14 protein-coding genes are annotated in these 14,698 nt (G+C 60.8%); 13 read left to right on the plus strand and 1 reads right to left on the minus strand.

Features of this window, described 5'->3' with window-relative positions:
* Positions 1–18 precede the first annotated feature (18 nt).
* The 12 genes from H5P17_RS09785 (at position 19) to H5P17_RS09840 (ending at position 12,369) form a co-directional block, all read left to right on the plus strand.
* On the plus strand, positions 19–1,062 hold the full coding sequence (locus H5P17_RS09785) for an aromatic ring-hydroxylating dioxygenase subunit alpha (protein WP_182822601.1): 1,044 nt from the start codon (positions 19–21) through the stop codon (positions 1,060–1,062).
* Positions 1,059–1,814 (plus strand): SDR family oxidoreductase, encoded by a 756-nt coding sequence (locus H5P17_RS09790; RefSeq protein WP_182822604.1) that lies wholly within the window; start codon positions 1,059–1,061, stop codon positions 1,812–1,814. Before H5P17_RS09785 ends, H5P17_RS09790 begins: the two co-directional genes overlap by 4 nt.
* Positions 1,815–1,838: 24 nt before the next feature.
* Positions 1,839–2,633, plus strand: coding sequence for an IclR family transcriptional regulator (locus tag H5P17_RS09795; RefSeq protein ID WP_044553345.1), 795 nt, complete (start codon positions 1,839–1,841; stop codon positions 2,631–2,633).
* Between the two features lie 142 nt (positions 2,634–2,775).
* Positions 2,776–3,717, plus strand: coding sequence for a VOC family protein (locus tag H5P17_RS09800; protein ID WP_182822606.1), 942 nt, complete (start codon positions 2,776–2,778; stop codon positions 3,715–3,717).
* Positions 3,714–4,925, plus strand: a complete 1,212-nt coding sequence (locus tag H5P17_RS09805) for an NAD(P)/FAD-dependent oxidoreductase (protein ID WP_182822608.1) — start codon at positions 3,714–3,716, stop codon at positions 4,923–4,925. The genes H5P17_RS09800 and H5P17_RS09805 overlap by 4 nt, the downstream gene beginning before the upstream one ends.
* A gap of 24 nt (positions 4,926–4,949) precedes the next feature.
* The gene (locus H5P17_RS09810; RefSeq protein WP_182822610.1) at positions 4,950–6,212 is read left to right on the plus strand and encodes an MFS transporter; all 1,263 of its coding nucleotides are present in this window, start codon (positions 4,950–4,952) and stop codon (positions 6,210–6,212) included.
* A 33-nt stretch (positions 6,213–6,245) separates the two neighbouring features.
* Entirely contained in the window at positions 6,246–6,770 is a 525-nt protein-coding gene (locus H5P17_RS09815; protein ID WP_044553339.1) for a cupin domain-containing protein, read from the plus strand.
* Positions 6,770–7,588: an alpha/beta fold hydrolase gene (locus H5P17_RS09820; RefSeq protein WP_182822612.1), complete on the plus strand. Its 819-nt coding sequence runs from the start codon at positions 6,770–6,772 to the stop codon at positions 7,586–7,588. Before H5P17_RS09815 ends, H5P17_RS09820 begins: the two co-directional genes overlap by 1 nt.
* A complete protein-coding gene (locus H5P17_RS09825; RefSeq protein WP_044553335.1) occupies positions 7,585–8,379 on the plus strand; it encodes an SDR family oxidoreductase in 795 nt (264 codons plus the stop codon). The genes H5P17_RS09820 and H5P17_RS09825 overlap by 4 nt, the downstream gene beginning before the upstream one ends.
* A gap of 17 nt (positions 8,380–8,396) precedes the next feature.
* Positions 8,397–9,191: an aspartate dehydrogenase gene (locus H5P17_RS09830; protein ID WP_182822614.1), complete on the plus strand. Its 795-nt coding sequence runs from the start codon at positions 8,397–8,399 to the stop codon at positions 9,189–9,191.
* A 15-nt stretch (positions 9,192–9,206) separates the two neighbouring features.
* Entirely contained in the window at positions 9,207–10,676 is a 1,470-nt protein-coding gene (locus tag H5P17_RS09835; protein WP_182822616.1) for an aldehyde dehydrogenase, read from the plus strand.
* A 52-nt stretch (positions 10,677–10,728) separates the two neighbouring features.
* Positions 10,729–12,369: a thiamine pyrophosphate-binding protein gene (locus tag H5P17_RS09840; protein WP_182822618.1), complete on the plus strand. Its 1,641-nt coding sequence runs from the start codon at positions 10,729–10,731 to the stop codon at positions 12,367–12,369.
* A gap of 39 nt (positions 12,370–12,408) precedes the next feature.
* Here the strand turns inward: H5P17_RS09840 and H5P17_RS09845 are convergent, their stop codons facing one another.
* Positions 12,409–13,161, minus strand: coding sequence for a M48 family metallopeptidase (locus tag H5P17_RS09845; protein WP_182822620.1), 753 nt, complete (start codon positions 13,159–13,161; stop codon positions 12,409–12,411).
* A 238-nt stretch (positions 13,162–13,399) separates the two neighbouring features.
* Here H5P17_RS09845 and tkt point away from each other — a divergent pair.
* Positions 13,400–14,698: transketolase (gene tkt / locus H5P17_RS09850; protein ID WP_182822622.1), on the plus strand; the 1,299-nt coding region annotated here is incomplete at its 3' end.

Raw genomic sequence — 14,698 nt, forward strand, 5'->3', positions numbered from 1 at the left:
AGCATCCGGGAGAAGACAATGACAGCAAACACAACATCCTCCGCACAGACCTTACAGGACTATCTCGACCAGGGGCTGCGCGGCATGTGGTATCCGGTGCTGGCCAGTTGGGAAATCGGCAATAACCCGGTGGGCATTACGCGTCTGGAGCAGCAGATTGTGGTTTGGCGTGATGGCGACGGCGCGATCCATGCGCTGGAAGATCGCTGTCCGCATCGTGGTGCACGCCTTTCCATGGGCTGGAATCTGGGCGATCGCATTGCCTGCTGGTATCACGGCGTGGAAGTGGGCGGCGACGGTACGGTCAAAGACGTGCCGGCGGTCGATCGTTGCCCGCTGGTGGGGCAGAAATGCCTGCGCTCTTACCCCGCCAAAGAGGCCTACGGTGCGGTGTTCCTCTATTTCGGCGTGACGGCGGATGAAGAGCCGGCTGAATTGACCTTCCCGCCGGAACTGGCGGACGAAGCGGCCTACAGCAACTTCCTGTGCACCGCCAGTTGGGACTGCAATTACCAGTACGCGCTGGAAAACGTGATGGATCCGATGCACGGCACCTACCTGCATTCGTCCTCACACTCGATGGCGGAAGGGGATCGCAAGGCGGACATGGCGCTGGAGCCGACCGACAGCGGTTTCATCTTTAAGAAGAATGGCCAGATCGGCGTTAACTTTGACTGGGTGGAGTTCGGCAGCAGCGGCGCCTACTGGATGCGTTTGTCGATTCCGTACAAGAAACGCTTCGGTCCGGGCGGTCACTTCTGGATCATCGGCATGGTGGTGCCGGAAGACAAGGACCACTGCCGGGTGTTCTTCTGGCGTATCCGTAAGGTGAAAGACTGGCAGCGTGACATGTGGCGCTTTATGTACCGCAACCGCCTGGAGTCGCTGCACTGGGACGTACTGGAACAGGATCGTATCGTGCTGGAAAATATGGCCCCGAACGCGCGTGGCCGCGAGTATCTGTATCAGCATGACGTTGGTTTGTCTCGTTTGCGCCGCATGATGCAAAAAGAAGCGCAGAAGCAGCTGGCGAAGCTCAGTGAGCTGGAGGCGGCGCAGTGAACGGCTTGCTGACGGGAAAACGCATTGTGGTGACCGGCGCGGCGCGCGGGCTGGGGCGGAGTTTCGCTGCAGCCATCAGCCAGGCCGGTGCCAAAGTGGTGATGTGCGATATTCTGGCTGATGAGCTGACGGACAGCGCAGCCAGCCTGCGCCAGCAGGGCGCACAGGTTGAAACGCTGAGCATCGATCTGGCCGATCCGGCGTCGATCAGCGCGGCATTCAACGCCATTGCCGAAGGCGGAGCGATCGACGGGTTGGTGAACAACGCGGCGTTGGCTACCGGCGTCGGTGGCAAAACCATGATGGAATACGATATCGATCTGTGGGATCGGGTGATGCAGGTCAACGTGCGCGGTACCTGGCTGGTGAGTCAGGCAGCGGTGCCGTTGCTGGCGCAAACCCCACATGCCAAGATCGTTAACGTGGCTTCGGATACCGCACTGTGGGGCGCCCCGCGTTTAATGGCTTACGTGGCCAGCAAAGGGGCGATCATCTCCATGACCCGCTCAATGGCGCGTGAACTGGGCCCGCAGGGGATATGCGTCAACGCCATCGCGCCGGGGCTGACGCGGGTAGAGGCCACCGAATACGTGCCCGCCGAGCGTCATCAACTGTACGAACAAGGGCGTGCATTGGCCGGGGCACAGCACCCTGACGACGTTAACGGCTCGGTGCTCTACCTGCTGTCGCCGTTGGCGAATTTCGTGACCGGCCAACTGTTGCCGGTTAACGGCGGCTTTGTTTTTAACTAATCAACCTTTAGCCAGGAGCAGCACATGGCGGACGATCAAGCGTGTAAATATCTGATCCCAGGACTGGATCGCGGGTTACAACTGTTGCTGGCGTTTGGCGAGCAGCACAAGGAAATGACTTTTGCCCAATTGCATCGCCTGGTCGACATGCCAAAGGCTACCGCCTATCGCGTAGTGCAAACCCTGGAGCATCTGGGCTTTCTTGAGCGCAACCCGCGCACCAACACCTTTGCGCTGGGCATCAAAGTGCTGCGCCTCGGCTTTGAATATATCGCTTCTCTGGACGTTGCTCAGGCCGGCCAGCCGGTGATAGAGCAACTGCGCGATCGCAGCCAGTGCAGCAGCCATCTGGCGATCCGTGATGAGCGCGACGTGATCTACATCGCCCGCGTCAGCGCCGCCGGTTCGCAAATCAATCAGGTCAGCGTCGGCACTCGCCTGCCGGTACACCAAACCTCATTGGGGCGCATGCTGCTGACCAGCGCTACCCGCGACGAATTCGAACAGCTGTATCCGCAGGATCAACTGCCGGGCAGCGCTCCGGGAACCCCGGCGGATCGCGAAACGCTGTGGCAGATGGTGCAGCAGGACAAGGCGCGCGGCTATGTGATTGGCGAGTCGTTTTTCCGCCATGGCATCTCTTCGATCGTCTATCCGATCTTCAACCGCGAGCAGCGGGTTGAGGCCGTGGTCAGCATTATGGTGCCGTTCGATGAGATCCCGAAAGCGGATCGCGAACGGCTGCGCATGGAAGTGCGGGATGCCGCGGAGAAAATCTCCGGCTTCCTGGGCGCACCGCCGCAGGCAAACGTCGGTTAACTGCAAGCTACGCCCGTATTAATCGGGACGAAAATATTCGTCCCCCTACCAATGAATCAGGCAGGGATAAGGCTCATGGCAAACAGGGGCCGGGGTTTGTCATGCCTGAAAACCGTATTCAGCGAGAACGTGAGGCACAGTAATGAGCGTAATCGGAATCGAAAAACTGGAATTTGGCGTCGAAGATCTACCAACCTGCGAAAAATTCATGAAGGACTTCGGCCTGCAGGCAGCGCAGCAGCACTGGGGCGAAACCCAGCGTGAATTCACCACTTTGAGCGGGGCGCGCGTGGTGCTGCATCCGCTGCAAAGCGAAACCTTGCCGGCGGCGTTTGAGGGCGGTTCTACTTTGCGTCGCATGACCTGGGGCGTGGGCAGCCCGACGGAATTGGCCGCTTTGCAGCCGCTGTTGGCGCAGATGCCAGGCTTTCGCCTGGTGGGGGAAGAGCTGGAGTGTATCGATCCCAACGGTATGACGCTGCGTTTTAGCGTTAGCCAACAGCGCGAAGTCGATTTACCGGTCTCGCCGATTAACCAATGGGGAGATGTACGCCGCATCGATCAGCCCAGCCCGGTATATGCGCAGGCACAGCCAATCAATATCGGCCACGTGGTGTTCTTCGTCGAAGATCTGGCCGCCACCGAACGTTTCTACCGTGAGGTTCTGGGCTTCCAGGTCTCGGATCGCTATATCGATCGGGCGGTGTTCCTGCGCACTCAGGCGCGCGGCGGCCATCACAACCTGTTCCTGCTGAAATTGCCTAATCGCCCACGCGGTTTGAATCACGTGGCCTTTACCGTACGCGACATCCACGAGGTGATCGGCGGCGGTATCGCCATGAACAAAGAGAAGTGGAGCACCTTTATCGGCCCTGGCCGTCACCCCATCTCCTCAGCCTATTTCTGGTACGTCAACAGCCCGACCGGTGGCGCGTTCGAGTACTACACCAACGACGATTATCTGACGGAAAGCTGGCAGCCACGCGAGCTGGAACACTCACTGGTGTCGTTCACCGAATGGGCGGTGGAGGGCGGTATCGACCACGATACGCGCCGCCAGCAGAAAAAACCGGAGGCGTTATGAGCCAGCCAGAACCGGCGGGGATCGTCATTATCGGCGGTGGCCAGGCCGGCGGTTGGGCGGCGAAAACGCTGCGCGATCGTGGCTATGCGGGCCGGTTGACGGTGATCAGCGACGAACCCTATGACTTTTATGAGCGGCCGCCGCTCTCCAAGGCGGCGTTGCTGGACGGCAATGCGCCGCTTAGCCGACTGTTCAGCGAACAGGTGGTTGCCGGGTTGAACCTCAACTGGTGTCGCCCGATGCGGGCTGAAGGCATTGATGCAAAACGGCAAATCGTCAGCCTCAGCGATGGTCGACAGCTGCAGTTTGATCAACTGCTGATCGCCACCGGCGGCCGTCCGCGCCTGCCGGATGCCCGCTGGGCCAGTCACCCACGGGTGATGACGCTGCGTTCCTGGGATGATGCTGCCAGGCTGCGTCTGGCGCTGCAAGGGTGTCGCCGTTTGGCGATCGTCGGCGGCGGCTGGATCGGGCTGGAGATTGCCGCTTCGGCAAAACGTCTCGGTGCTGACGTGACCGTTTTTGAGCGCCAACCCGCGTTGTGCATGCGCAGCGTCGGTGCGGACGTCTCCCAGGCGCTGCTGGAATTGCATCAGCAACAGGGCGTGACGGTGCACTGCGGCTGCGGTGACATTCAACTGGAAGATCGTGACGGTGGTGCCTGGATCGGCAGCGATGCCAGCGATCTTCAGCCATTTGATTGGGTGGTGGTGGGGATCGGCGTGGAGTTGAACCTGGAGCTGGCACGCAGTGCCGGGTTGAAGATTGACGCGGGGATCGTGGTTGACGGCCAGGGGCGCACCAGCCATCCGGCGATCTTTGCCGCAGGTGACGTAGCCCGCCACCCGACGCTTGGCCTGTGCCTGCAGTCCTGGGCCTATGCACAGAATCAGGCGATCAGCACCGCCTGCGCAATGCTGGACGCCTTTGCCGCCCCCTACGATGACGTGGCCTGGCTGTGGTCGGATCAATACGACGCCAATATCCAGATCCTCGGCGTGCCGACCGGTGGCGTGCACCATGTGGTGCGGCGCACGCCGCAATCGCAGGTGTTCTTTACGTTAAATGCCGATCGTCAACTGGTGCAAATGGTGGCGTTTAACGACGCACGCACCATCAAGCTGGGCAAACGCTGGCTGGCCAGCGGGCGAGTGCTGGAACCGCAGCAGTTGGCGGATGCGGAGTTTTCTTTGATGGCGTTGAAATAACGCCCGTAACCTCGGGAGCGTTTCATGACTACGCAAGAGATTGACGCCCGCGCTGAACGGGTGGGGGATGCTGTCGCCGAAAATCCGCAGCAACGGGTGCGCTGGTCGGTGCCAATCGCGCTGTTTGCCTGCGTGCTGCTGGCGTTTTTCGACAAGATCAGTATCGCGGCACTGTTTTCCGATAGTGAATTCCAGCAGGCGCTGGGCATCAGTTTTGACCCGGCGCGGCTGGGGTTGCTGATGAGCGCATTTTTGTTCTCCTACGGCATTTCTTCGATGTTGCTGAGCGGAATCGGCGACCGACTGAACCCGGTCAAGGTGCTGATTGGCATGATGGTGGTGTGGGGCGTGCTGATGGTGCTGATGGGCATGACGCGCTCTTATCACAGCATGATGACGCTGCGCATTTTGCTCGGCATTGCCGAAGGTCCGCTGTTGCCAATGGCCTACGCCATCATCCGTCAGGCCTTTCCACAGCGCTTGCAGGCGCGGGCCACCATGCTGTGGCTGCTGGGTACCCCGTTGGGCGCCGCGCTCGGCTTCCCGGTCACGCTGTACATCCTCAACACCTTTGACTGGCAAACCACCTTCTTCTTTATGGCGTTCCTGACGCTGCCGGTGATGCTGCTGGTGCTGTTCGGAATGCGTCATCTCAACGTGTCACGCCCCGCAGCGGCCAGCGTTTCCAAACCGGCTATTGCCGAACGTAAACAGCATCGCCATGAGCTGCTGCGCAACCCGCATTTTTGGATGATCTGCCTGTTTAACATCGCCTTTCTGACTTACCTGTGGGGCATGAACGGCTGGCTGCCAAGTTACCTGATCAAGGGGAAAGGCATCCATCTGGAGCACGCGGGCTACCTGTCATCGCTGCCGTTTATCGCCATGCTGCTGGGCGAAGTGGTCGGTGCCTGGCTGTCGGACAAGCTGGATCGTCGTGCGCTGGCCTGTTTTGTCTCGCTGTGCGGCGCCGGGCTGGGGTTGGCCGTGGTGCTGCAGCTGCAGGGTACCTACAGCGTGATCTCCGCCATGGCTTTCAGCACCTTTATGTGGGGGGCCGGTGCGCCAAACATCTTTGCCCTGCTGGCGAAAGCCACCAGCAGCAAGGTCAGCGCCACCGCCGGCGGTATTTTTAACGGATTGGGCAATTTTGCCGGTGCGCTGGCACCGGTGCTGATGGGGGCGCTGATCGCCGCCACCGGCAACATGGATAACGGCTTGCTGTTCCTGGTGGTGATGGCCCTGATCGGCTGCATCATTCTGCTGCCGTTGCTGAAGAAGTATTGATTTAACCGTTTGATTCAACAGAGGAGTTACAACATGTCCCAGGTTGAGAAGCAAGCCGGCGTCAAGCCGCAGGATCAATCGATAGAGCATTGGGTGGAATCGCGTATCGCCCGCTTTGAAGGCCGCAAATACGACTGGAACGCGTTGAAGTTCCAGGCCGATTACGACCCGAAATACCGCCGTGCGCAGATGCGCTACATCGGTACCGGCGCCACCGGGGTAGCCAGCGACACCAACACCATTCCGGCAGGCAATTTCACCTTCTCCACCATGGTGCTGCCTTCGAAGTGCGAGGGCCCGTTGCACCTGCACGATGACGTGGAAGAGGTGTTCTTTATGCTGAAGGGCAGCATCACGCTGATGATCCAGGACGGCACGGAGTATTACGAAACCAAGCTGAAAGAGCGCGATCTGATCTCGGTGCCGGCCGGTGTCTACCGTGGGTTGTTCAACCACGGCGAAGAAGAGGCGTTGATGTGCGTGATGCTGGGTACTGCCAAACCGGAAACCCCGACCTACCCGGCGGATCACCCGTTATCCAAAGTGAAACGCAACTGATGAACGGCCTGGCGCAACGTCAGCAGGCACGCTGTGGGACGTTTACCCTGAGCTGGCGCGAGGCGGGGCACGGTCGCCCGGTGGTGTTGCTGCACGGCATCAGTTCTGGTTCGGCTTCGTGGATCAAGCAGTTCAATGACTCGGGGCTGGCCGACGGTCATCGCTTGCTGGCCTGGGATGCCCCAGGCTACGGCGGCAGCCTGCCGCTGACGGTCAGTGAGCCGGATGCCGCCGCCTACGCCGCCGCGCTGGCGGCGCTGGTGGCCCACTTGCAGCTGAAGCAACCGCTGATCGTCGGCCACTCGCTCGGCGCCTTGATCGGCAGCGCCTATGCCGCCGCTTATCCCGACGGGTTATGTGGGCTGGTGCTGGCGGATCCGGCGCAGGGCTACGCCAACGCGCCGCCGGAGAAACGTCGGCAGGTTTATAGCCAGAGAAAACAGATGATCGAGCAGCTTGGTCCGCAGGGTTACGGCGAACAACGGGCGGCGGCGTTACTGCGTGAAACTGCGGATCCGCAGGACATTGCCTGGGTACGCAATGGCATGCAGCAGCTGGATCCCGAGGGTTTTCTCAATGCCGCCTGGATGCTGGCCAACGACGATATCGGCCGCTATCTGACGCAGTACCGTGGCCCGCTGCAGGTGTGGTGCGGCGACTGCGATCGGATCACGCCACCGGAAGCGGCGGCGATGCTGGCGCAGCAGCAGGACGCGCCACTGCGCCTGATCGAGGGGGCCGGGCATGCCAGCTACCTGGATGCAGCGGGGCAATTTAATCGCTATCTGCAGGATTTTACGGGAGCAATTCAACCATGAATTTTCAGCTTGAGAAACGGGTCGCGGTGGTCACCGGCGGTTCGTCGGGCATCGGTTTCGAAACCCTGCGCCTGCTGCTGGCGGAAGGCGCGAAGGTGGCATTTTGCGGCCGCAATCCGGACAAACTGGCCGGTGCCGAGGCCAGCCTGCGCAATGAGTTTCCGCAGGCGGAGATCCTCGCACTGTGTTGCGACGTGCTGGACGAGTCGCAGGTAACGCAGTTTGCCGCCCAGGTGACGGCACGCTTCGGCGGCGTAGATTTGCTGATCAACAACGCCGGCCAGGGTTTTGTTGCGCATTTTGATCAAACGCCGCGCACCGCCTGGCTGCATGAGGCGGAACTAAAGCTGTTCGGCGTGATTAACCCGGTGCAGGCATTTTTGCCGGCGTTGGAGCGTTCGGATATCGCTTCCATCACCTGCGTGAATTCGCTGCTGGCCTTGCAGCCGGAAGAACACATGATCGCCACCTCGGCGGCGCGTGCGGCGCTGCTCAACATGACGCTGACGCTGTCGAAAGAGCTGGTTGACAAGGGCATTCGCGTCAACTCGATCCTGTTGGGCATGGTGGAGTCCGGCCAGTGGCGCCGTCGCTTCGACGAGCGCAGCGATAAAGATCAAAGCTGGGAGCAGTGGACGGCGGCGATTGCCGAACGACGCGGCATTCCGATGAAACGCCTGGGGAAACCGCAGGAGCCGGCGCGGGCGCTGTTGTTCCTGGCTTCGCCTCTGGCGTCCTTTACCACCGGGGCTGCGCTGGACGTCTCCGGCGGCTTTAACCGCCATCTTTAACCGCAGAGGCTGAAAAGATGAAGAAGATCATGATGATTGGTTACGGCGCAATGGCCACAGAGGTGCTGTCCCGCCTGCCGGACGGGGTGAGCGTTGGCTGGATTGTCGCGCGTGCGGCTCATCATGCGGCGATTGCCAACGCCTTTGGTGGTCGGGTGCAGGCGTTGACCCACCCCGACCACTGCGCTGAAAAACCGGATCTGGTGCTCGAGTGCGCCAGCCAGCAGGCGGTGGCGGAGTTCGGTGAGGCGGTGGTGATGCGCGGTTGGCCTTTAGCGGTGATCTCTACCGGCGCGTTAGCGGATGCCGCCTTGCAACAGCGTTTGCAGCAAGCCTGTCGGCAGCATCGGGGGCAGGTGATCGTGCTGTCTGGCGCGGTGGCGGGCATGGACGGCTTGGCGTCGGCACGTGAGGGCGGTCTGGACAGCGTCACTTATCAGGCGTGTAAAAGTCCGGCGAGCTGGCGCGGCAGTATGGCAGAGCAATTGATTGATCTCGATGCGGTAAGCGAGGCGCAGGTATTTTTCGAAGGCTCGGCACGGGAGGCGGCGCGGTTATTCCCGGCCAACGCCAATGTGGCGGCGACCATTGCGCTCAACGGCCTCGGAATGGACGCCACCCGGGTGCGGTTGCTGGTCGATCCCGCGACCCGACGCAATACCCACCGGCTGCAGGTGTGCGGCAATTTCGGTGAGTTTCACATTGAGCTGAGCGGCAACCCGCTGGCAAGCAATCCCAAGACATCAACCCTGGCGGCGCTGAGCGCGGTACAAGCCTGCCGCCGTCTGATCGACGGTGGTTTTATTGCCTGAACGGCAGGAGCGAGTATGGAAAGGTTAAAGATTTTTGTGGCTGGGCGTTGGTGCGAAGGGCGTGGCGATGAAATGGTCTCGCAGTTCCCGGCCGACGGCAGCGTGAATGCGCGGCTGCGTGCCGCCAGTATTGAAGACGTCAATGATGCGGTAGCCGCGGCGGAACGCGCCTGGCGGGCGCCCGAGTGGCGTGGGCTGGTGCCGCATCAGCGAGCCAACATTCTGTACCGCGTCAGCAACCTGATTATGGCGCAACAGGAAGAGCTGGCACAGCTGCAGACCCGAGACAACGGCAAACCCCTGGCGGAAACCCGTGGGCTGGTGGCCAGCGCGGCGGCGACGGCTCGCTACTTTGCCGCTGCCTGCGAGGTGCTGGAGGGCGAGCTGCCGACCCAGCGCAGCGCTGAGATCATGACGTTGAGCCAGTATCAGCCGCTGGGCGTGATCGCGGCCATTACGCCGTGGAACTCGCCGATCGCCAGTGAAATGCAAAAGGTGGCCCCGGCACTGGCGGCAGGCAATGCGGTGATCCTCAAACCGGCCGAAGCGACGCCGCTGATGGCGCTAAAACTGGCGGAACTGTTTGAGCAGGCAGGCCTGCCCGCCGGACTGCTTAGCGTACTGCCGGGCAAGGGCTCGGTGATTGGCGAGGCGCTGGCGCGTCATCCGTTAGTGAAAAAGATCTCTTTTACCGGGGGAACCAATACCGGTCGTCATTTGGCGCATATCGCCGCCGAGAAGCTGATCCCCACCTCGCTGGAATTGGGCGGCAAGTCGCCGACCATCGTGCTGGAAGACGCCGATGTGGAGCAGGCAGCGCGCGGGATCTGCTACGGCATTTTCAGCTCCGCCGGCCAGGCCTGCATCGCCGGTTCGCGGCTGTTTGTGCATCGTTCTTTGTACCAGCCGCTGCTGGCGCGTCTGAGTGAACTGGCGGCCGGGCTGCGGGTCGGCAATCCGCTGACGCCGGGGGTGCACCTCGGCCCATTGATTAACGACAAGCATCGCCAGAGCGTGGCGGATTACGTGGCGCTGGCGCAGCAAGAAGGCGGCCGGCTGGTGATAGGCGGCGAAGCGCCGGCCGATCCGCTGCTGGCGGACGGCAGCTATTACCTGCCGACGATTATCGAAGGGCTGAGCAATAGCGCCCGCGCCTGTCAGGAAGAAATTTTTGGCCCGGTGCTGGTGGCACTGCCGTTCGATGACGAGCAGCAGTTGATCGAGCAAGCCAACGATTCGGTGTACGGGCTGGCCGCTGGGATCTGGAGCCGGGATTTCCCGCGGGCGATGGCGCTGGCGGAACAATTGGAAACCGGCACCGTGTGGATCAATACCTACAAGACATTTTCTATTTCTACGCCTTTCGGCGGTTTCAAAGAGAGCGGTCTGGGCCGCGAAAAGGGTCTGCACGGCATCAAGGCCTATATGCAGCAGAAAAGCCTTTACCTGGCGCTGAGCCATCAGGCGAACCGCTGGAGCGATTAGCTTTGAGCGATGGTGCGTACCCCCTACAACGAACACAATAAGAAGGCAGATGATGAGCGATAAAATAACGGTTGGCGAGGCGATAGCCCGGACTCTGGAACAGTACGAGGTGTCGGCGATGTACGGCATCATTTCGATTCATAATCTGCCGATTGCCGATGCGGTAGGGCAGCGTGGCAACATCCGTTTCGTACCGGCGCGTGGCGAAGCGGGCGCGGTCACCATGGCCGATGCCCACGGCCGCTTCTCCGGTTTGGGCGTGGCCTTGACCAGCACGGGCGCGGGGGCCGGCAATGCGGTCGGTGCCATGATCGAAGCGCTGAATGCCAACACGCCGTTGCTGCACATAACCGGCCAGGTGGAGAAGGCCTATCTGGATGCCGACGCCGGGTTTATTCATGAAACCCGCGATCAGCTGGGTTTCCTGCGCGCCTGCTCCAAACGCGCATATCGGGTCAACTCAGCGGAACAGGCGGTGGCCGTGATCCAACGGGCTATCCTCGATGCGCAGACGGTGCCTTGTGGCCCGGTGGCGGTCGAGATCCCGATCGATATTCAAAGCAGCCTGGTTTCCAGTTCGGTGCTGAGCCAGCCCGTTGCGCCTGCGCCGCTGCCGGCGGCCAGTGATGAGGCGGTTGAGCGCCTGTATCAGCGGGTGAAACAGGCCAAACGTCCACTGCTGTGGCTGGGAGGCGGTGCGCTGGCCTGCGCCGATGCGGTACGCAAACTGGCGGATGCCGGCGTGGCGGTGATCTCCAGCACTCATGGACGCGGTATCTTGCCTGATAGTCATCCGCGCAGCCTACGTGCGTTTCATAACTCACCGAGCATTGAGGCGATCCTGACGCAGTGCGATTTGACGCTGGTGGCCGGTTCACGCTTGCGCAGCAATGAAACGCGTACCTGGACGCTGCCGCTGCCGCGCCCGCTGGTTCAAATTGATATCGATCCGGCGGCGGCCAACCGCAACTATCTGGCCGACGAGCAAATCAACGGTGACTGCGGCGCCTTGCTTAACGCGCTGGCTGCTCGGTTGAGCCCGCGGGAAAAAGTGAATGCCGAGTGGGATGCCGAGATCGCCGAAGCGGTACAGCAGGCGGAAAGCGCGCTGCGCCAACAGTCGGGAGAATATGCCAAACTGAACGACGCCATCGCCGCTGCGTTGCCGCAGGACGGTCTGTTGGTGCGTGATATTACCGTTTCCGGCAGCGTGTGGGGCAGCCGTTTGTTCCGCGCCATTTCGCCGCTTTGCAACATTCACTCGCTGGCCGGGGCGATTGGCATGGGGCTGCCTATGGCGATTGGCACGGCGATCGCTAACCCGCAGCGCAAGGTGGTGGGGCTGGTCGGGGACGGGGGCCTGGCGTTAGGCCTGGGCGAACTGGCAACCATGGCGCAGGAGCAGGCCAATATTACCCTGCTGATCATGAACGACGGCGGCTACGGCGTGATGCGGGGCATTCAGGACAAGTATTTTGCCGGCCGTCAGTATTATAACGAACTGCACACCCCCGCATTTACCCTGGTTGCCGAGGCGATGGGGCTGAAGGCGTGGAAAGTGGACAGCGCGGCGCAGTTCAACGGCGTGCTGGCGGAAGCGATTAATTATCCGGGGCCGTCGGTGGTGGAAGTGGATATGAACAGCATCGGGCCGCTAACCTTCGCTGGGCCACCGCAAAAGACGCTGTATTGATGAAATGAAAAACGCCCGGCATCTGCCGGGCGTTGTGTTTTACTTGCCTGCTGCGATGCGCTCGCGAATATGCTGTGCGCGCGCTTCGGAGGCGGGGTGATCGTCGAACATGCTGCTCTGACGACCGGCCTCCATTTTAGCCAGCTTTTCAAAGCTGGTGACCAGGCCGTTCGGGTTGATGCCGCGTTGTTTCAGTAGATCGAACGAATAGTCATCGGCTTCACTTTCCTGTTTTTGGGAGAACTGCGCGTTAACCAGCTTCTCGCCCATATCCGCCAACTGTGACTGCGACAGCGAACCTATGATGCCGCCGGTCGAGGCCGCTGCGGTGCGCAATGCTACGGTGCCGTAAGCGACCTGCATGGCTTTGCGGGTATGGCCCAGCGCCACGTGGCCCATTTCGTGGCCCAGCACGCCTTCCACTTCATTGTCGGTCATCATGTCCATCAGCCCGCTGTAAACGCGGATACAGCCGTTGGCCATCGCCCAGGCATTCACGTCTTTTGTGACGTAAACCTTGTAGTTGGCCGGCGTGCCGTTGATATTATCCCCCAGCGCCGCCGCGATTTTGTTCAGGCGTTTGGCATAAGTACTGTCGGCCGGCGCGATTTGTGCCTTGCTGTCCATCTCTGCGCAGGATTTATCACTCAGGATTTTTACGTCGTTATTGCTCAGCGTCGCGGCCTGAAACGCCTGCGCGCCAGACTGCATCAGGGTATCGGTGTTCAGGTTTTGACAGCCGCTTACCAACGTGGCAATGCTTAATGCAATCAAAGAGGTACGGATCTTCATAAAGCCATTTTCCTGTGAGAGTAACAAGGGGGTCGTGTCATTTTAGTTTAGGGAAATCTTGCCGCTTGAGACTAGTGTACGCCGACAATCGGGAAAATAGTGTTATTCCGAAAAACCGACCAATTGTGCTAATAAGTTGTGAACTCGCTCTCATTTGGTATTAGGGATTGCCGTTTTAATGCGGAGTCTGAGAAAATAGAAAACTTGACTGATTTTTTAATCCGACCTGGAGTAAAACATGTCCTCTCGTAAAGAGCTTGCCAACGCCATCCGCGCACTCAGCATGGACGCCGTACAAAAAGCAAATTCCGGCCACCCGGGTGCACCTATGGGCATGGCGGACATCGCCGAAGTCCTGTGGCGTGACTACCTGAACCACAACCCCACCAACCCCCACTGGGCTGACCGTGACCGCTTCGTCCTCTCCAACGGCCATGGCTCCATGCTGATTTACAGCCTGTTGCACCTCACCGGCTACGACCTGCCGATGAGCGAGCTGGAAAACTTCCGCCAGCTGCACTCCAAAACTCCGGGTCACCCGGAATACGGCTACACCCCAGGCGTGGAAACCACCACCGGCCCGCTGGGTCAGGGCATCGCCAACGCCGTCGGCTTCGCCATTGCCGAACGTACCCTGGCCGCGCAGTTCAACCGCCCGGGCCATGACGTCGTTGACCACCACACCTACGCCTTTATGGGCGACGGCTGCATGATGGAAGGCATCTCTCACGAAGTCTGTTCCCTGGCCGGTACCCTCAAGCTCGGCAAACTGACCGCGTTCTACGATGACAACGGCATCTCCATCGACGGTCACGTGGAAGGCTGGTTCACCGACAACACCGCCGAGCGCTTTGAAGCTTACGGCTGGCACGTGGTGCGTCACGTGGACGGTCACAACCCTGACGCCATCAAGGCCGCGATTGAAGAAGCCCGCAAGGTCACCGATAAGCCGTCCCTGCTGATGTGCAAAACCGTGATTGGCTTCGGCTCCCCGAACAAGGCCGGTACCCACGACGTGCACGGTGCTGCGCTGGGCGCCGCCGAAGTGGCCGCCACCCGCGAAGCCCTGGGCTGGAAATACGCCGCCTTCGAAATCCCGCAGGACATCTATGCCCAGTGGGACGCCAAAGAAGCCGGCAAGGCGAAAGAAGCGGCCTGGAACGACAGGTTCGCTGCCTACGCCAAGGCCTTCCCGGAACTGGCTGCCGAGTTCAAACGCCGCATGAACGGCGAACTGCCGGCCAGCTGGAAAGCCGACGCCAAAGCCTTCGTCGAGCAGCTGCAGGCCAACCCGGCCAACATCGCCAGCCGCAAGGCCTCGCAGAACGCGCTGGAAGCCTTCGGCAAGGTACTGCCTGAATTCCTCGGCGGCTCCGCTGACCTGGCACCAAGCAACCTGACCATGTGGTCCGGCTCCAAGGCGCTGAACGTAGACCCGGCGGGTAACTACATCCACTACGGCGTGCGCGAGTTCGGCATGACCGCCATCACCAACGGCATCGCGCTGCACGGCGGCTTCCTGCCGTACTCCGCGACC

It is taken from the genome of Serratia sp. OS31, from assembly GCF_014164835.1.
Lineage (GTDB): Bacteria > Pseudomonadota > Gammaproteobacteria > Enterobacterales > Enterobacteriaceae > Serratia > Serratia liquefaciens_A.

Excerpts from the sequence above, each read along its gene's own strand:
- H5P17_RS09785 (WP_182822601.1), top strand. The coding sequence starts at position 19 with ATGACAGCAAACACAACATCCTCCGCACAGACCTTACAGGACTATCTC.
- H5P17_RS09795 (WP_044553345.1), top strand. The coding sequence starts at position 1,839 with ATGGCGGACGATCAAGCGTGTAAATATCTGATCCCAGGACTGGATCGC.
- H5P17_RS09800 (WP_182822606.1), top strand. The coding sequence starts at position 2,776 with ATGAGCGTAATCGGAATCGAAAAACTGGAATTTGGCGTCGAAGATCTA.
- H5P17_RS09805 (WP_182822608.1), top strand. The coding sequence starts at position 3,714 with ATGAGCCAGCCAGAACCGGCGGGGATCGTCATTATCGGCGGTGGCCAG.
- H5P17_RS09810 (WP_182822610.1), top strand. The coding sequence starts at position 4,950 with ATGACTACGCAAGAGATTGACGCCCGCGCTGAACGGGTGGGGGATGCT.
- H5P17_RS09815 (WP_044553339.1), top strand. The coding sequence starts at position 6,246 with ATGTCCCAGGTTGAGAAGCAAGCCGGCGTCAAGCCGCAGGATCAATCG.
- H5P17_RS09820 (WP_182822612.1), top strand. The coding sequence starts at position 6,770 with ATGAACGGCCTGGCGCAACGTCAGCAGGCACGCTGTGGGACGTTTACC.
- H5P17_RS09825 (WP_044553335.1), top strand. The coding sequence starts at position 7,585 with ATGAATTTTCAGCTTGAGAAACGGGTCGCGGTGGTCACCGGCGGTTCG.
- H5P17_RS09830 (WP_182822614.1), top strand. The coding sequence starts at position 8,397 with ATGAAGAAGATCATGATGATTGGTTACGGCGCAATGGCCACAGAGGTG.
- H5P17_RS09835 (WP_182822616.1), top strand. The coding sequence starts at position 9,207 with ATGGAAAGGTTAAAGATTTTTGTGGCTGGGCGTTGGTGCGAAGGGCGT.
- H5P17_RS09840 (WP_182822618.1), top strand. The coding sequence starts at position 10,729 with ATGAGCGATAAAATAACGGTTGGCGAGGCGATAGCCCGGACTCTGGAA.
- H5P17_RS09845 (WP_182822620.1), bottom strand. The coding sequence starts at position 13,161 with ATGAAGATCCGTACCTCTTTGATTGCATTAAGCATTGCCACGTTGGTA.